Annotated in this window: 16 protein-coding genes and 2 pseudogenes; 1 reads left to right on the top strand and 17 read right to left on the bottom strand. The window is 50.0% G+C overall.

The features are described 5' to 3' along the window. The first annotated feature begins 58 nt into the window (after window positions 1-58). Window positions 59-541: a cyclic pyranopterin monophosphate synthase MoaC gene (gene moaC / locus T504_RS0106235; protein WP_033170209.1), complete on the top strand. Its 483-nt coding sequence runs from the start codon at window positions 59-61 to the stop codon at window positions 539-541. Window positions 542-593: 52 nt separating this feature from the next. Here the strand turns inward: moaC and deoC are convergent, their stop codons facing one another. From deoC to T504_RS0106315, 17 genes and pseudogenes are all read right to left on the bottom strand, one after another. Then, on the bottom strand, window positions 594-1,247 hold the full coding sequence (deoC, locus tag T504_RS0106240) for a deoxyribose-phosphate aldolase (protein WP_033170210.1): 654 nt from the start codon (window positions 1,245-1,247) through the stop codon (window positions 594-596). A gap of 90 nt (window positions 1,248-1,337) precedes the next feature. Next, window positions 1,338-2,270 carry a sugar-binding transcriptional regulator gene (locus T504_RS0106245; protein ID WP_033170211.1) on the bottom strand — a complete coding sequence of 311 codons (933 nt, stop codon included), beginning with the start codon at window positions 2,268-2,270 and terminating at the stop codon, window positions 1,338-1,340. Window positions 2,271-2,314: 44 nt separating this feature from the next. Beyond that, window positions 2,315-3,025 (bottom strand): NlpC/P60 family protein, encoded by a 711-nt coding sequence (locus T504_RS0106250; protein WP_033170212.1) that lies wholly within the window; start codon window positions 3,023-3,025, stop codon window positions 2,315-2,317. Window positions 3,026-3,237: 212 nt separating this feature from the next. Then, window positions 3,238-4,527 carry an ammonia-forming cytochrome c nitrite reductase subunit c552 gene (locus tag T504_RS0106255; RefSeq protein WP_033170213.1) on the bottom strand — a complete coding sequence of 430 codons (1,290 nt, stop codon included), beginning with the start codon at window positions 4,525-4,527 and terminating at the stop codon, window positions 3,238-3,240. Further along, on the bottom strand, window positions 4,520-5,008 hold the full coding sequence (locus T504_RS0106260; protein ID WP_033170214.1) for a cytochrome c3 family protein: 489 nt from the start codon (window positions 5,006-5,008) through the stop codon (window positions 4,520-4,522). The genes T504_RS0106255 and T504_RS0106260 overlap by 8 nt, the downstream gene beginning before the upstream one ends. 146 nt (window positions 5,009-5,154) lie before the next feature. Further along, window positions 5,155-5,463, bottom strand: a pseudogene (locus T504_RS14920) (flagellin); the annotation flags it as partial. Between the two features lie 2,289 nt (window positions 5,464-7,752). Next, window positions 7,753-8,163: pseudogene (locus tag T504_RS14925) on the bottom strand (flagellin); the annotation flags it as partial. Between the two features lie 562 nt (window positions 8,164-8,725). Continuing rightward, window positions 8,726-9,073, bottom strand: a complete 348-nt coding sequence (locus T504_RS13840) for an ATP-binding protein (protein WP_051635235.1) — start codon at window positions 9,071-9,073, stop codon at window positions 8,726-8,728. 18 nt (window positions 9,074-9,091) lie between these two features. After that, window positions 9,092-9,352 carry a hypothetical protein gene (locus tag T504_RS13845; RefSeq protein WP_051635236.1) on the bottom strand — a complete coding sequence of 87 codons (261 nt, stop codon included), beginning with the start codon at window positions 9,350-9,352 and terminating at the stop codon, window positions 9,092-9,094. A 224-nt stretch (window positions 9,353-9,576) separates the two neighbouring features. Further along, window positions 9,577-11,676, bottom strand: a complete 2,100-nt coding sequence (gene ccsA / locus T504_RS0106280) for a cytochrome c biogenesis protein CcsA (protein WP_033170217.1) — start codon at window positions 11,674-11,676, stop codon at window positions 9,577-9,579. A gap of 17 nt (window positions 11,677-11,693) precedes the next feature. Next, on the bottom strand, window positions 11,694-12,059 hold the full coding sequence (locus tag T504_RS0106285) for a cytochrome c maturation protein CcmE domain-containing protein (RefSeq protein ID WP_033170218.1): 366 nt from the start codon (window positions 12,057-12,059) through the stop codon (window positions 11,694-11,696). Further along, entirely contained in the window at window positions 12,056-12,691 is a 636-nt protein-coding gene (locus tag T504_RS0106290; RefSeq protein ID WP_033170265.1) for a cytochrome c biogenesis protein, read from the bottom strand. The genes T504_RS0106285 and T504_RS0106290 overlap by 4 nt, the downstream gene beginning before the upstream one ends. A 47-nt stretch (window positions 12,692-12,738) precedes the next feature. After that, window positions 12,739-13,410, bottom strand: a complete 672-nt coding sequence (locus tag T504_RS0106295; protein WP_033170219.1) for a heme exporter protein CcmB — start codon at window positions 13,408-13,410, stop codon at window positions 12,739-12,741. Continuing rightward, on the bottom strand, window positions 13,382-14,011 hold the full coding sequence (locus T504_RS0106300) for an ABC transporter ATP-binding protein (RefSeq protein ID WP_033170220.1): 630 nt from the start codon (window positions 14,009-14,011) through the stop codon (window positions 13,382-13,384). The genes T504_RS0106295 and T504_RS0106300 overlap by 29 nt, the downstream gene beginning before the upstream one ends. Before the next feature lie 3 nt (window positions 14,012-14,014). Next, window positions 14,015-14,695 (bottom strand): Crp/Fnr family transcriptional regulator, encoded by a 681-nt coding sequence (locus tag T504_RS0106305; protein ID WP_033170221.1) that lies wholly within the window; start codon window positions 14,693-14,695, stop codon window positions 14,015-14,017. A gap of 286 nt (window positions 14,696-14,981) precedes the next feature. Further along, the gene (gene hcp, locus T504_RS0106310) at window positions 14,982-16,616 is read right to left on the bottom strand and encodes a hydroxylamine reductase (RefSeq protein ID WP_033170222.1); all 1,635 of its coding nucleotides are present in this window, start codon (window positions 16,614-16,616) and stop codon (window positions 14,982-14,984) included. Window positions 16,617-16,801: 185 nt separating this feature from the next. Continuing rightward, window positions 16,802-17,323, bottom strand: a complete 522-nt coding sequence (locus T504_RS0106315; RefSeq protein ID WP_033170223.1) for a hypothetical protein — start codon at window positions 17,321-17,323, stop codon at window positions 16,802-16,804. Window positions 17,324-17,423 lie beyond the last annotated feature (100 nt).

Here is a 17,423-nt window from a genome sequence, read left to right on the forward strand (position 1 = left end):
GTTTCGCGATAAATCCTGTTACAATATTGCTAGCTACAAAAAAAGGAGACGATATTGTATGGACCCACGCACAGGTCTCACTCATTTTGACGAAGAAGGCCAGGCCATCATGGTCGACGTCAGCGGAAAACAAGAAACGAGCCGCACGGCCATCGCTACCGGCCGCATAAAAGTCAATCAAGCGGTCTACGATGCCATAGAGCAGGGAACCGCAAAAAAAGGTGACGTTCTCGGCGTCGCGCGCGTTGCCGGCATTATGGCCGCTAAGTCCACCAGCTCGGTCATCCCCCTCTGCCATCCGCTGCCCATTGCCAAATGCAGCGTCGATTTCACGATGCTGCCCACGGAATGCGCCGTTGAAGCCAAAGCTACTGTCAAGGTAACCGGCCAGACCGGGGTCGAAATGGAAGCACTTCATTCCGTCAGCGTTGCTCTGCTGACGATTTACGATATGTGCAAGGCTATCGACAAACGCATGGAAATCCAATATATCCACCTCGATAAAAAGACCGGGGGGAAAAGCGGCGAATTCATCCGCTGATAAAAAAATTCCGTTGACTCTCCTTAGAGAGACCAACGGAATTTTTTATTTCTTACAGTTCGTCTTTCAGAACTTTAACCGCTGCGCTTGCGCCCAGACGGCAGCAGCCAGCATTGATATAAGCTTCCATCTCTTCACGCGTATGGATGCCGCCAGCAGCCTTCATGCCAACATTTTCGTTGATATGCTTCTTGAAGAGGGCGATATCCTCCAACGTTGCACCAGCCGTGCCGAAGCCCGTGGACGTCTTGATGATGTCAGCACCGCTCTCATTGACACATTTGCAAGCAGCGATTTTCTCTTCTTCCGTGAGGAAGCAAGTCTCAACGATGACCTTGAGCACGCGGTCACCGCAAACGCGTTTCAGAGCACGGATCTCTTCCGTAACATAGTCCGTCTCACCAGCTTTGAGCATGCCGATGTTGATGACCATATCGATTTCTACCGCACCATCGGCCAAAGCCTGTGCCGTTTCAGCAATCTTGGCAGCCGTATTGCAGTTACCATTCGGGAACCCCACAACCGTTGCAATCTTCAGGGCATCACCATATTTTTCTTTGATGCGCGGAATAAAGCAGGACGGAATCATAACAGTAGCTGCCTGATATTTTACCGCCTCATCACAGATAGCCTGGATATCCTCCCAGGTAGCCGTCTGTTTCAGCAACGTGTGGTCAACACGAGACATAATTTCCTTTGCGTTCATTTAAAAATCCCCTTTCTCGGTAGTGCATTCTTTACGGTTCTTATTATAATCCTGTTGTGAAATTTTGTAAATATATTTTTGAACTTTTTTTCAAACCAAAGATTTTGCCGTATATTGATCCGTGATAAAGGCCGTGGCGAAACCACCTTTAAGTGCTGCCCGGATTGCTGGCAGACGGTGTTTCCCCCCAGCCAGCATAAGCCGCTGCGGCTTAGCCTTCAAATCCTCCAGGGAAATTCCCACCGTACGCTCATCAACATGCGGCGCACAAATTTCCCCCTGCTCATTATAAAAACGTGAGCATACGTCCCCTACCGCATGTTTCTGAATGAATTTGCATTCTTCATCGTTGATATAATACCCCAGGTGGAATATCGTTGACTCTTTGCTGGCTGACCCCACCGTAAACACCGCAATATTGGCATCACGCCCCAACTGCAGGATATTCCGAATGAATTTATCCTGCGACACGATATTCTTCACCTCAACCGTATCAAACATCACTGGCAAAGGCAGATAATACCCCTGCGCCGAATATGCCTGGGTGAACAAATCAAGAATTTCCTGCGCATAGGTTCGATTGTTGTTGAGACTGATACCGCCTTTGAGCTCAACAATCTTCGCATGCGGCATATTCTTGTGCGGCAGTCGTTTGGCCATCTCATAGAGAACTTCTCCCCAGCCTACGCCCACAATGTCATCCTCCTTGATGACATCGCTGAGATATTCGGCCGCCATCGCACCAATCGCCTTTTTTTGCTCGCTTTCCGTCTCCATGGGCGCTGCTGCAATTTTGACATAGTCCAGTCGATATTTTTCCCGCAACCGGTCTTCCAAAGCAGTCATGCTTTCCGTCGGGTCGATAATCTTGATTTCCACATACCCCTGTTCCTTGGCATAGCGAAGCAGGCGGGAAACCGTCGGCCGTGATAACTGCATGGTTTCGGCAATCTTCTGCTGGCTCATATCGGATTCATAGTATAACTTGGCTACTGCAATACTCTGTCCGTCTTTACTCTCCATCCGTTACTCCTCTCAAGCTATACTAGTTTCCTGTTCCTGTAGATTTATTTTCCCGTATAACGGTACACTTCGGTCCAATTGCGACCATAGGCGCTGTAATAATCGATTTCTCCCCCCTGGTCACCAGTGCGCCAGCTGCCTCCCCGTGGATTATTCACCCCACGAGCTTCCACGGTCTTGCCGTTCCCGATATAGATAGCCACATGCGCATCCGGTTTGCAAAGGATATCTCCTCGTTTGAGATTGTCTTTTACTGACGCCCACGAATAGCGCGTAAAGCCGCCAATTCGCTGCATGTCCGGCCAAATCGTATCGGCATCACCGGTTTCCTGTTTGCCGTTATACAAACGGTAAAAATCCGGATTCTGCTGCCAAGCAGCAATAATGGGGAAGCCCGCATGATCCAGCGCATGATAAACCAGCGATGAGCAATCATAATCCGGACCCTCCCGCGACCCCGTATAGGGGCAGCTTGCCGTAGCATTTTCTGCCCCTTGCGAGTATCCATGACGCGGATCATCGGCAATCGCCATTGCCCATTGGACCGCTGTTTCCATATCCGGCTGCTGGCTGGCTGCCTCCGCTTTCGGAGCCTTTATCATATTCTTGCCAGCTTCTGCTTCCGCCTGCATAATCTTGACGCTTTCCTGCACTACCTGATTAGCCGTCTGCTCCTGTGCAGCAAAACTTCCCGTTGCCAGGATGCCCACTGCACCTAAAACCAACGCGCCCAGTCCATACCATCTCTTTTTCATATCTATCCCTCGCTTTCAGCTGAAATCGTTATATTCATTCTTATATTATATCATATTTTTCTGAAACCTTGTCCAAAACAAAAGCTGCGAAGCATTAGTTTTCATGCCTCACAGCTTTCGTCTCATCGTATTATAACGCCGTTATTCTGTTTTTTCCACAGGCAAAACTTCCGCTTGGCGTTTCACCAAGGTGGGAGACACCTTCTTCCGCGTTATAAACTTCCCTTTACTACTGCATTTACCTGCGCAATGGCGGTATGTGCCTTATCAATCGAAAGGCCTAGGACACGCAGCTGTTTGTCTGGGTTGTGGAATCCCATACTGCTCTCGGCAGCTACAAAATCCCAATACCACTGAGCTTCACGCAACGTCTGACGTGCTGCAGCGAGCTGTTCATCGGTCGCCCCAGCATCCATAGCAGCTTTGATTGTCTGATGAGCTTTTGCTACGGTCTGTCCAGCAATCCGCTGCAGTCTGAAGGTATTATCCCCAATTGTCTTGACGCGCTTCGTCAGCGTTTCCGCACTTTCCTGATGGCATTTCTGGCAAGACTCCTGTGCCGTCAGCAGCGGATTCGTCATCCAATGGGACGTGTATTTCTGCCCATCTTTGCGCATATACGGCATATGGCAGTCAACACAAGTAACCCCATTCATCGCGTGAATGGAATCCTGCCAAGTTTCATAATCCGGATGCTGAGCCTTGAGCATCGGCGTCTTGGAATCGGCATGAATCCAGTCCTGCGTGAAACCACCCGCATGTCCATCCTGATAATACTGATAGATCTGCTCGGCATCGAAGCCATTATCCCATGGCTCAACTACCCGGCCATCTTCCTTGGAGAAATAATACTCGTTATGGCACTGGCCACAAACATAGGCACGCATCTCATTATGGGATGCCTGGCTGATATCAACGCCACGGCGAGCCATAGCCTCGACAAAGCCCTGCTGATAAACGCGCAGTTCCATCGTCTCAGGATCATGGCAGCTTGAGCAGCCAAACCACTCATCGTCTTTTATTGGCGCAGCAATTTCATCAAATGGCTTTGTAGCAAAGTCCCAGCCACTCTCTTTGAAGTAAACATCATACATATAAGAACCCTTGCAGACGATACACGATCCCTTTTGCCCCGGACGGCGTTTCGACTCCAGGATATCGATTCCAGCATAAGTATGCCCTCGGTCATCATCATATTGAATGGCAAACTTATAGCCCTTAAAGTTCTGAACCGCCTCCGGCTGCTCCTTCAGATGATCCACCTTATCCGAACCACCATACCCCGTTGGCGATGGATGCATCTCATTGTTCTTCATAAAAGACTCGTACTCCAGCGGGTAAGCATCCTTATACCCATCCTTTGTCAATTGCTGATCCTTAGGAATCTTAGCCAGTTTTACGCTGTCATCATTGGGCGCCGCACCAATGCGAACCACCACAAAGCCAAAGAATACAAGGCAGACAGCTGCGATTCCCGCTAATATTTTCTGTAGCTTACTCAACTTTTATCCCCCCTTCGAGATGGTTCGCGCCATGAGCGATACTGCTATGGCATTTCAGGCAGTCAGCACCAGTGTCGAGGTCAACACCAACCTGAGCATGAACATTCTTCATGGTATTCTCGTGACAGCGCAAGCAATTCGCATTGACCGTCTTCTTAGCATCGGCCGACAACTTGATGTGAGCCGGATAATCCCGCATTACCTCATGATAGGTATCCACCATGCCGGTTCTTCCCTTTTCCATTAGGTAGATCGCCATGTTATCATGGGGCAGATGACAATCCGTACATTCCAGTTTACTGTGGGTTGACTCAGCAAACGTCCACGCTTCCGTTTTCATTGCATGACAAGTACCGCAAAATTCCGGGCTGCCCGAAAACGACATCATTGCCGCGCTAAATCCGCAAACTGCAATACCAAGGACGAATCCCCCCGCCAGACATGCTAATGTATGCTTCTGAATAAGCTGTTTGAAATCCACTTCCGCTCCCCTCCTCTCACTTCTACGCCCATTATAGCATTTGTCAAAACGATGTGATGTTGCTCACGCAACCATTTTCAGAATTTTTTACACAAAAAAAAACCACGTTCATCTGCTGTTCTCCAGCGATAAACGTGGTTTTCTCCTTATTGCAGCAAAGATAGAACGCTGCTGCTATTTTGGTTTGCCTGCGCCAGCATGGACTGAGCAGACTGGGTAAGGACATTATACTTCGTGTATTCTGTCATTTCCTTGGCCATATTCGCATCCCTTATGGTAGATTCCGAAGCGGTTGTCCCCTCCTGCTGCGCGATGATGTTATCATACGTCATTCCCAGACGGCTGGTCTGTGCCCCCACCAGCGTGCTGGCATCCAGCAAATACTCGATTGCCCGGTCCAAAAGCCCCGGCTCATCGTTCTTCACCATACGCGTCCCATCCAGTGACATCCGCCCGCCTTGATTGCCTAAAAGCTTCTCCCGGCTGGCCTGCGTTAAGACGTTATAGTCTTTGTAGGATGCTACCCCAGGTATATAGTTGAAAAGATGATCCATTGAGGTCTGCGGAATCTGAACATGAATGTTCATACTGGCTTTATCGGTATGATGGATAACCAAATCCCGGACATAGATTCCCCGCGTAGCCTTCTGCACATCATCTAAAACACCATCCGCCAGCTTAGCTCCTTTCTCTTGCAAATATGGATACTGGCTGGAATAATTCCGCAAATCAAATTTGCGGTCATCATAAACGGTTAAAGTTCCCGCCTCAGGATCCGCCGCAAAATGCAGCATATGCGAGTGCCCATTTATGATGTGTTCCATAGCATTGCCACCCTGATCATAAAGAGCCTGTACCAGAGATTTTACATCCGTTACCCCAGAAATATCTATGATGGTAGTCTTGATATCCGCTCCAGATTGTCCACTGGCCGGCCGATCTGCATCCGAGGGATCATCCTTTGACTTGAACTGGAAATTAAACCACTGATCTGCGCAGGTAGCACAGTATACCCGAAAGCCCTTACCATCCAAATCATCCGGCAATGACAAACTGTTGCTCGAGGCATATGCCTTGAAGTCTATCGTATAAGCGCTCATATTGCCCTGCGACAAACTGATGACCTGGCTGTTACCAGCAGATTCTCTAGCATACGCAGTTACTTTCAATCCTTTAGTTCCTGCCACTGCATCGCTGCCATCACTAAGATACGCGCTCTGTGCTGACATAAGCGAAATAAATGCATCAGCCACGGTCTTCGTATTGTCATTCGCCATATATGACCTGAGGGAATTCAAATCGAAAGTTATCCCGCTCGGCAAGTGCTTCAAAGCTTCAAAAGATGTTGGCACCTTGCTGTCAATGAATTCAATCGTTCCTACACCGCTAGTACTCAGAGCCTTGCCTTGAAGTGCCTCAATAAACGCTTCTAGCTTATCACTGTCCGTGGTATCATAAGCCGTGAGGTCCATCGTGTAGCTCGCACGCGGCCCCTCATGGTAAGCACCTCTATCAACACCACCATTAGCTACCGTCACATTACCATTATAAGCCGTTACCGTTTCAAAATTCACAGTCGTCGTTGTCGGCGCTATCGCATCAGCCCCGGCCACTGACGAAAAACCATCCGTAGTTGTTATTGTAGCACCCGAATAAACAGACGTAAGTGTCATCTGACCATTAGCCATAGACAGTCTGACATAACTATCCACGGCATTGTCTGGCTTATAGGTATCCCAAGTACATAATTTGTAATCGGAAAGATTGGCATCCCTGCCTACCTCATAAACGCCCGTAGAATCACGCGTTATCGAACCGCCATCCACAATACGTACATAAGCGGTCCCGCTTGTTCCAGAACAATTAATCGCTATTCCAGAACCTGTAGGCGCTCCACCCACATTCAACGCCAGGCTAGCCGGGCTGCCACCGCTGCCGCCTACGTAATGAGCTGGTACATCCACTACCTGCGTGGTAATATCGGTAGCAGGATCATGATACTCCTTATAAGTTGCTGGTACATAGGTGCCCGCCGAAGCCGGCACACCCTTAGCACTTTTATTCCCTAAACCTGTAGACGTAGCACTGCTGCGCCCATACTTCTTGCTCTCACCGCCACCTATAGTTTTCTCAGCTGAACCTGCGGATTGGCTCCATCCCTTCACCGTGGCATTATTAGCTGCTGAACCAGAATAAGCTGTAGTGACACTGACAACATTGCCACTACTAGTCGCACTGCCTACTACACCTTTACCGCTGATAGCTGATGCCACCGCACTCGCTATACCAGCAGAATCCAAACCGTTGATATTTATCTCCACTACATTTTCACTGGAACCTGCACCATGGCGATAATTCTTGCCCGTAGGATTATTCGTCAGTACATAATAAGTAGCACTTGAACCTGAACTATTGCTGGCCGTATAAAAGCCCACGCCTTCCGCATTCGACGAATCATAACCAGAAAAATCAACAGTAAAGGAAGCTGGGGACGCTGTCGTAGGTGGATCATAGTAGCCATCCGCACCACCTTCAAGATTCTTACTGGTCAGATTCCCTAACAGCGGCTCTATCGTTACCGCTGTCGTACTATAAAACGGCAATACCGCAAACGGCCCTGTCTGACCATCCAGCGTATCATACTGATCAGCAATCAGATTCAAGGTACCGCTTTCCGGCACCGGCTCTGGCTTGTCCAGGATTCGCCAGGTGTAGATTTCATCCACCTTTTTGTCGCCCACCAAGAGCAGCTTACCGTTGTAGTTCGTTTCGTACGCAATATCATGTACCTGATCAAACCCCTGCGAAATCTCCTTTTGTATCGTAAGCCGATCCAAGTCCGTATTCGTATCATTATTCGCATCAAGAACTTTGGCCTTGATTGTCCTCATAATCTCCAGCTGTTCCTGAATGGCTCCTGCCGCCACATTCAACATAGTCTTGCCATTCTGCACATTCGTAGCATCCTGCTCAAGTGCTCTTAGCCGTACCCGCATACGCTCAGAAATCGAATACTCTGATGCACCATCACCTGCGCCAGTTATTTTGGTTCCCGTCGCCACTTTCTTGAGCTTCTTTCCCAAAGAGGAAACATTCTTGTTCAACTCTCCCAATGAAAGCATAGCCGATGGGTTATTCATTACCGTCATAGTCATAGCCAATCCCTCACGTCCCTATGAAATAGAATTCTATCCTTATCCTCAAAGACAAAACCTGCTATTTATTATATCGTTCTTACGCATTTTTTCTTAAATCAAATTGTAACTGTCGATGACAGTATTTAAAATCATGCTTGCAGCAAAGACAAAACGCTACTGTTATTTTGGTTTGCCTGTGCCAGCATAGACTGCGCAGACTGGGTAGCGTGCTGGCATCCAGCAAATACTCGATTGCCCGGTCCAAAAGCCCCGGCTCATCGTTCTTCACCATACGCGTCCCATCCAGTGACATCCGCCCGCCTTGATTGCCTAAAAGCTTCTCCCGGCTGGCCTGCGTTAAGACGTTATAGTCTTTGTAGGATGCTATCCCAGGTATATAGTTGAAAAGATGATCCATTGAGGTCTGCGGAATCTGGACATGAATGTTCATACTGGCTTTGTCGGTATGATGGATAACCAAATCCCGGACATAGAATCACGCGTTATCGAACTGCCATCCACGATGCGTACATAGGCAGTCCCGCTTGACCCGGAAAAATCAATAGTTCATCTCTATTTCTTACCATTCTAGGCTATTAGCATTCTGTAGAAAATCAAAGAGCCCCATGGTCAATATGCCGTCCTCATCCTGGAACGGCTTGATTACCTCCTTTACGATGATAATCTTTTTAAAGGAATCTCTCATCGCCAATAAGGAAGCCTTTTCCTGCTTGACCTTCTCCGCATCCGGCAATTGAAATGCAGATTGGATATAGTAGCGCTTACTGCCCAGATTGGCTACAAAGTCAATTTCCAAATGCCTGGTCAGTTTGCTCCCTGTATTTTTATCAATATAACGCTGGTTTACGGTGCCCACATCGACATTATAACCGCGCATCCGAAGCTCGTTGTAAAGGATATTTTCCATCAGATGGGTTTCCTCAACCTAGCGAAAATCCAAGCGGGCATTGCACAAACCAACATCCTCAAAATAATATTTCAAGGGACTGCCGATATACTTGCTGATAGTATTGTTGCTTATCGATGAGTACAGCCGGCTCTTGAAAGTAGCTTCTATCTTCGTAGGATTAGTCAGTGCCCCAATAGATGATGCCAGGACATTCAGCAAATCCTCCAACTCCTGCTGTTTTTCGATATTATTCCTCTCGACGATATCTTTGATGTACGTTTCCCGGAACAAGCGCATAAGATACTGAACCTTCTATGACCTTATTTAAATAAGTATTACGCTTTACCTCCATCGGCTCCTCCATTTCAATTAAGTTGTCCATGGACATGTTTATATAAGCATTATGCTACAGGAGCTATTGGAACGCATTAAAATAATAGAAAAGTTGTCCATGAACTGATGATGAAAAAAGCTATGACATTCCCGCGCCTACATTGTACGCATAATGCCATAGCCCTTTTTTACTTTCTTAGTGCCACTAAAGTACCCACACAAACCAGCACACTGCCAAGCCACAGTACCCATATATACGGCTTGGTGCTGACACTTGTTGTAATTGCCTGTTGTGTTTCCGTTTCGATTGATGGCAGGATTTCCAGGCGCACTTGTTTCTGGTCAGCTGATACGCCAGTCAGGCGCACGCGTTTCTCGCCACCAAATACATCGACAGGCTTTGAAGTGCCGCCCTCAAGGGTTGCCTGTATCGTCGGTTCGACACGTTCGATCGTATCGCCATCAGTCACGGCGATAACCGCTTTGACAAGCATCTTGCCACCGCCCTGTTCCTCGAGCGTCACACCTTCAAACCGATAGGCAAAGAGATCATCCATATCCATACGGCCATATTTCAAGATAAGTTCCTGCCTGCCACTATCCTTCGGTGGCGTCGGCGCGATGTAGATATCGCCGCCAATCGTCTTGTCGATGGCTGGCTCGCGGGCCGCATCTTCGCCGTTGGCATGAAGTTTCGTCAAAGCGCGCACCTCACGGCCATCAACGGTATAGATGTAGTATTTCGCCCGCATATCACCAGCAAACTCTTGCCCCTTGAAGACAATTTCATGACCATAAAGGGTAACTGGCTCACCAACTGCCAGCTCTTGCGAAGTCGTCTTACTGCCGCTGCCAGACAAGACAATGGCCAGCAGCGCCAGCCCCAAGCCAGCATGCGCAATCATGCCGCCCAAACCGATTGCCTGCTTGCGCCAGCTCCAAACGGATGCAGCAACGCCCATAAGGGCTGCGCCGGCCAGCAAAAGCGGCATAATCTGCTGGATTCCCATCAGCCAGGCCAGTGCAGCGCCCAAAAGGAAAAATACGCCCAACGGTTTCAGCGGTGCCGCTTTTTGACCGACTCCATAGCGCTGCAGGCTTGCACCAGCGAGGCAAAGCATCAGGACAATCGCCAGCGGCAGCGTCGTGCGCACGTAAAAATCCGTATCCACAGCAGCCGGCTTGCCCCAAAGCTGTGTAAGAAGTGGCATCGACATGCCAAGAAAGATGACGGCCGCGATAAAGACCAGCAGCAAGGCCCCCAGCAGCACCAGAAATTCACGGCTGTCATAGGCAGGATACATCTCCCCCTGTGGCAGTTTGCCTGCCCGGACGGTCAACAGCAGCAAACCGCCGACAAGGACCAGCGCATTGACGACCGCAATCGTCATGCCGATGCTCGTGCCGCTGAATGAATGTACCGAAAAATCCCCTAGAATGCCGCTGCGCGTCAAAAACGTGCCATAAAGAACCAGCGAAAAGGCAAAAATCGCCGCCAGATGCACCATCGACAGTGCCGCAGCCCGCACGCGGGCCACGCGCAGCACATGGATGAAGATACCAGCCACCAGCCAGGGAACGAGCGACGAATTCTCAACGGGATCCCAGCCCCAAAAGCCGCCCCATCCCAGGACCTTATAGGCCCAATAACCGCCAATGAAGATCCCGGCACCGAGGAAAGCCCATGCTGCCAGCGCCCATCGGCGCGCCGTCTCCAGCCATGCTTTTGCCGGCTGCCCTTCGATAAGAGCCGCTGCCGAGCAGGCAAATGGCACCGCCAAAAGCGCGTAGCCAAGGAAGATAATCGGCGGATGGATAGCCATCCATGGGTCCTGCAGCAGCGGATTCAGTCCGACGCCATTTTCGACCGCAACCTCCTGCAGCAAAAACGGACTCTTGGCCAGCACGAGAATAGTCAAAAGCGTCTGCAAGATCATATACACGCACATGCCGACAGCGGACAAACGCCGACGATGACTCAGGACAACACCAGCCGCCGCATGGAACAGCAGCCAGAGCAAAAACGAGCCCTGCTGACCAGCCCAAAAGGCCGAGAACTTATACATCACCGGCAATTCCACCGACGAATAGCTTGCCACATAGGCGATTTCAAAGTGATTGCCAAAAATCAAAACCAGCAAATAAATACTGGCGCAAAGCGTACCGGCAAACGACAAAATCGTTAGCCAGCGGCCATAATGCTCCATGTGCTCCGTACGCACTGCATAACAAAGAAGGGCACATAAGGCCAACGCCAGCGTAATCGCTAAAAATATCGTACCAACCAAAAGAAGAAGCCTCCTTTTTATTTCTGCTGCTCGTATTTCGACGGGCACTTGATGAGCAGTTTATCGGACTGGAACGCACCATCCCGATACTTGCCCACGGCGACAATATGATGGGCTTCATCAAATTGATCCGGCTTTGTCCCATGATAACGCACGAGCATATTTTCCCCCGTGTCCTCATCGAGCAACGTGAACACAAAGTATTCGCCTTCCATATGCGGAGCCTCAGCTTTTTTGTCCAACAGCCCCTTGACCTGGACACTGCTCGTTGCCGTCCGCGCCTCAGCAATGCCGACATACGGCGTGACCGAATCGACGAAGCTATACCCCGCATAGCCGATAAACGCCAGAATCAGTATTCCCAGCAATATTTTCCGGTTCATGATAACGCCTCCTTATCCCCACGGCCAACGCTCCGCCATACCAGCCAAACATAGAGCAGTGTTGCATCGATAAGCCCTGCCAGCAGCGTCCCCAGCATTACCGGGTCCATATCGAGCGAACCACTGCCGTTGATGACTGGCGATGGATGCAGCGAAAAATACAGCCGTGGAATGATGAACACCAGGAATGGTACCGTCAGAAACGAAAACAACGCATAAACTGCTGTCACCCGCGCCCGCCGCCGTGGCTCAGGCATTGCAGCCCGCAGCGTCAAGTAGGCCCCGTAAATCAGCAGCAATACGAAAATTGTCGTCTGCCGTGGATCCCAGTTCCAATAAGCGCCCCATGTCAGCTTGGAAAAGATAGCACCACTGAGCGTTGCCAGCACGACAAATACCAAGCCCAGCTTGGCTGACGCCGCACTCAGACGATCCGCTTCCATCTCCTGCCGCCGTAGATACCTTGCGCCCCACCAGGCACTCATAAGGAATGCCAGCACCGATACCCACGCCATGGGAATGTGGAAAAATGCGATGCGCACATAGTCTCCCAGCCCCTGCGCCGGTGGTACCACAAAGAAAACCAGATATATCAGCACTGCCGTAAGCACGCCAATCAGCCACGGCAGGATTCTAGCCTGTATCACTTTTATCCTCCCCATATCATACAATCCGCTAGTTAATCCTCATACCAAAGATAATCAAATAAAATCGACGCCCCGACGAGCAGAATAAAATCGTAAAGTGCCATGCCACCAAGATACGAAACCGTAACTGCACCCCCACCGAAGGCCCCTGCCGTAAGCGATATCGCCGGCAAAAACACGGGCAGGATAATTGGCAGCATCAATATCGAAAACAAGCCGCTATGGACACTAGCCCCGGTAGTCAGCGCCGCAATCAGCGTTCCCGCCGCCGCTATGCCAAAACAGCCCAGCAGCACAGTTCCCAGCAATACCAGCGGTGCGGCCACCGCCACATCCATCAATACCAGGAACAACGGGGTTATAAACAAAGCCAGCAGTACTAGCAGGAATAAGGTATAGAGCATCTTTCCCAAGAGCACCGCCTGCGCAGGGCCAAAAATATGTAAAGTAAGCAACGTTCCTGCGGTATCCTCATCGGCAAACACGCGATCAGCGCCAGCCATCGCTGCAAAAAACAAGCTGACCCACAAAAGGGCCGCCAGCAGGCGCGGCTCTACCGCGCCCCCCTGCATCGCCATGCTGACACAGGCCAGCGTCGTGAGCGCGAACATGAACATCGCCGCCCATGCCGCTTTGAACCGCATTCCTATGGTAAGTTCCTTGCAGAATACGAGCTTAATGCCCCGCCAGATGGATTGCTGCATCGGCTGCCGCCTCCTCTCGTTCGTCATTGGTCGCCCATAGCACCAGACGTCCCTCGTCGGCCGCCTGCCGAGCCTCACGCAGCACCAATTCTCGGCCAGCTGCATCAAGATTCGCCCCGGGTTCATCGAGCAGCCAGATATCCGCCTCTGCGGCCAAAAGTGCCGCCAACTTCAGACGCTGGCGCATGCCGGTCGAAAACTCTCCCGTAACGGTTGTCGCCACGGCCTGATCCCGCAAACCTACGCGTGCCAGCAACGCCTGAAACTTTGTCTCCGTCAGCTCTATGCCCCGAAGCCCCAGCAGGAAAGCGAGATTCTCCCGCGCCGTCAGTCGTGGATAGAATCTTAGCTCGGGCGTTACCATCGCCAGACGGTTGCGCAGCTCTTCCCGCCGCAGCTCCCGCGCATCCTCCACAACGCTTACGCGGCCAGCCGCTGGCAGCATAAAATGCGCCGCCAGCTTCAGCAGCGTTGACTTGCCGCTGCCATTCTGGCCGGTCACAGCCGTAATCGTCCCGCTTCGCAGCTTGGCGTTGATGTCCTGAAAGATTGTTCGGCCGTAAAACGACTGGGTAACCGCTTCAAACTTTATCGTTATCATGATTCAACACCCAATCTTATCTTTATTGAGCTGCAACCAGTCCTCACCGACCGTCAGCATGCCCTCAGTCTTCATCGCCGCAATCTCGCGCGTCAAGGCACTGCGGTTGCACTCTATTTCCTTGGCCAATTGTACGCGCCCCGGCACTTTGACCTGTTCACTCTGATAGCGCCCCTCACGCTGCAAGAGATAGAGAATCAGTCGTTCACGCAAGGTTTTCTGCGATAAGAGTTCAATTTTTTCCATCATCATGACATTCTTGCGGCAAAACGCTTCTAATAGATTACGCATGACCATGCCGTGCGTATGTCCCAGCTTAGGGCCTGCTACCAAAAGCGACCGATACGACACCCAAAGCACGAGCACATCAGTCAACGCCTCAATCGACGTATTGTTATTGGACTGGAATCGCGGCAGAATTGCTGACGCACTGCCCATCATCGCACCACGTTCCAATATGTGGCCAATCGATTCATTGCCAAAGCGATCCTCAGCAATAACCTGAGCCTTTCCCTCAACCATAACCCCTATATTGGCATTGGGCTCATAGGCTTTAAGAATCCGCGTTCCTTTTTCATAACGCTTGACCGCCGCCCCCGTACTCATAATAAAGCGATCTACTTCCTCAGCGGAAACATCTCGAAACAAGGGCAGTTCCTGTAAATCCAAATGATAGATCTGCATCCAATCCCCTCCAGAAAATCTTCCATTTTTAACTGGCTTCATTATATCATCGAAAGTCACATACATACGTTGCACAAGCAACCTATGTCAGGAATATTCGCTTCCCTCCCCCCAACCTCCTGCATATATATTCATCAATAGCGCCAGTTGCTACAAACATTTTTTCATCCCCTCCCCATGAGGCTCATCCATTCAGGCAAAAAAAAGCTCATCGGCACTTTCCTTTTAGCCAATGAGCTTTCTCTTTATTTTTTTATCGCGAATTTATCGCTAATGAAGCTGGGAATCAGCCAATCATTTTCTTGATGTCTTCTTCTACCGTCGTGATACCACCAATACCGAAGTTCTCAATCAGGACTTTCGCTACATTCGGGGACAGGAAGGCCGGCAGCGTTGGGCCGAGGTGGATGTTCTTGACGCCAAGGTGCAAGAGTGCCAACAGGACGATTACAGCTTTCTGCTCATACCAAGCAATGTTGTAGGCAATCGGCAGTTCGTTGACATCATCAAGGCCGAATACTTCCTTGAGCTTGAGCGCGATGAGGGCCAGGCTATAGGAATCGTTGCACTGTCCAGCATCGAGAACACGCGGGATACCACCGATATCGCCGAGATTCATCTTGATGTATTTATACTTCGCACAACCAGCCGTCAGGATAACCGTATCCTGCGGCAGCGCTTTGGCAAACTCCGCATAATAGTCGCGGGACTTCATGCGGCCATCGCAGCCAGCCATGACGACAAATTTCTTGATGGCACCGGACTTAACAGCCTCGACGACTTTATCAGCTACGGCAAACACCTGCTCATGCGCAAAACCGCCAACAATCTGCCCCTGCTCGAGTTCCGTCGGCGCCTCGCATTTCTTCGCAAGCTCAATGATCGGCGAAAAGTCCTTCGTGCCATCTTCCTTCATGGCAATATGCGAACAGCCCGGTACCCCCGTAGCCCCCGTCGTGAACAGACGATCCTGATACGAAGCCTTCGGCGGTACGACACAGTTCGTCGTCATGAGGATAGGGCCATGGAATGCCTCAAACTCCTCTTTCTGTTTCCACCAGGCATTGCCGTAGTTGCCAGCAAAATTCTCGTACTTTTTGAATTTTGGATAGTAATGAGCCGGCAGCATCTCGCCATGCGTGTAAACATCAACGCCTGTCCCCTGCGTCTGCTCCAAGAGCATCTCGAGATCCTTGAGATCATGGCCCGAAATCAGGATACCTGGGTTCTTACGTACGCCAAGGTCTACTTTCGTAAGTTCCGGATTGCCATAAGTTTCCGTATTCGCTTTGTCGAGAAGCGCCATACCGTCAACGCCCCACTTGCCGGTTTCCAGCGTAAGCGCCGTAAGGTCATCGCCCGTCAGGCTGTCATCGAGGAGCTTGGCCAATGCCGACTGCGCGAATGCGTCGATTGCCTCATTCTCGTAGCCCAGTACATTCGCATGTTTCTGATATGCTGCCAAGCCCTTGAGACCATAAGTGATGAGCTCGCGCAGGCTGCGGATATCCTCATTTTCCGTTGCCAGGATTCCGACTTTAGCAGCTTTTGCATCGAACCCATCTTCCGTATCATTCCAAAGAGCCGCATCCGGCAAATTTTCACGATTCGTAAGGCCCGCTAACAGTTCTGTTTTCACTTCTAAAGTATTTTTGATGCGTTCTACAATTGCTTCACGGTCAAAATTCGCATTGGTGATCGTCACGAACAGGTTAAGCGTAATCTGATGATTGACCTCTGCCGCTACTTTCTTGCCCTCGGCACGCAAGCGCGTCGTCACAGCCGAAAGTCCCTTCGTCACATAAATCAAAAGGTCCTGCATCGCTGCCACTTCCGGCTTCTTGCCACAGACACCAACCTGCGTGCAGCCCTTGCAGCCTGCCGTCTCCTGGCACTGATAGCAAAACATCTTGTTCTCCATAAAATATCTCTCCTTTTCCTCCGTTTACCTTCGGAACCATAATACCCAAACGAAGCTTGTCTCTTCTTGACAAATTTCATTATAGCGGAGCTATTCTCTCCAAGCTGTAACATTCGCTACACAGCCTTTTTTCCCAGTACAAAAAAAGACCCTCTCCCGAAGAAGAAGGTCTTAACTATTTTGTTTTACGCACCAATGTCGACTCTGCTGCCAGCTTGTTTCTGGAAATCCGCAAACTGCGTATAGGCTTTTTGGCGGGCCTGCATGATTTGCGCATTTACCTGCTGGAAGCCACTCTTGCCAAGTTTCGTCTCCGTACCAAAATTTGATACACGCGTGATGTCTGCTGTCGCTTTCATTCCCTTGGACAGGTTTTGAGCACCTTGTTCCGCATCGGCTTTGATTTGCTGCTGGAATTTACTGGAACCGAGCTTAGTTTCGTTGCCAAAATTCGAAACTTCGTAATATGACTTGCTCCGATCCATGAGCATTGATGTTTTTTGCTCGCCAATATTAACGATCGTCCGATTCGCCTGCTGAAAAGCACTGCTGCCAATTTTCGTCTCATTTCCAAAATTAGAAACCTTCGTATACGAAGCCGCAGCCTCACTGTGCTCCTTCGCTACCTGTTGTCCCCTCGCGGTTACCTCGCGATTCATTTGAGGGAAACTGGTCAGCGTCGTGATGCTAACCGCCGATATACCCATGATTATCCCTCTCTTTCCTTGTACATTTCCTTAATCCATTATTCAATAGGTATATTTTTCAATTTATATTATAATATTACTTTCATCGTTTTTCAATAGG

It is taken from the genome of Selenomonas sp. ND2010, assembly GCF_000702005.1.
Lineage (GTDB): Bacteria > Bacillota > Negativicutes > Selenomonadales > Selenomonadaceae > Selenomonas_A.

Coding starts and splice junctions, on each gene's coding strand:
- T504_RS13840 (WP_051635235.1), bottom strand. CDS start 9,073: ATGGAAAATATCCTTTACAACGAGCTTCGGATGCGCGGTTATAATGTC.
- T504_RS0106285 (WP_033170218.1), bottom strand. CDS start 12,059: ATGAACCGGAAAATATTGCTGGGAATACTGATTCTGGCGTTTATCGGC.
- T504_RS13845 (WP_051635236.1), bottom strand. CDS start 9,352: ATGCGCTTGTTCCGGGAAACGTACATCAAAGATATCGTCGAGAGGAAT.
- T504_RS0106305 (WP_033170221.1), bottom strand. CDS start 14,695: ATGCAGATCTATCATTTGGATTTACAGGAACTGCCCTTGTTTCGAGAT.
- moaC (WP_033170209.1), top strand. CDS start 59: ATGGACCCACGCACAGGTCTCACTCATTTTGACGAAGAAGGCCAGGCC.
- T504_RS0106245 (WP_033170211.1), bottom strand. CDS start 2,270: ATGGAGAGTAAAGACGGACAGAGTATTGCAGTAGCCAAGTTATACTAT.
- T504_RS0106250 (WP_033170212.1), bottom strand. CDS start 3,025: ATGAAAAAGAGATGGTATGGACTGGGCGCGTTGGTTTTAGGTGCAGTG.
- T504_RS0106295 (WP_033170219.1), bottom strand. CDS start 13,410: ATGCAGCAATCCATCTGGCGGGGCATTAAGCTCGTATTCTGCAAGGAA.
- deoC (WP_033170210.1), bottom strand. CDS start 1,247: ATGAACGCAAAGGAAATTATGTCTCGTGTTGACCACACGTTGCTGAAA.
- hcp (WP_033170222.1), bottom strand. CDS start 16,616: ATGGAGAACAAGATGTTTTGCTATCAGTGCCAGGAGACGGCAGGCTGC.
- T504_RS0106315 (WP_033170223.1), bottom strand. CDS start 17,323: ATGGGTATATCGGCGGTTAGCATCACGACGCTGACCAGTTTCCCTCAA.
- T504_RS0106300 (WP_033170220.1), bottom strand. CDS start 14,011: ATGATAACGATAAAGTTTGAAGCGGTTACCCAGTCGTTTTACGGCCGA.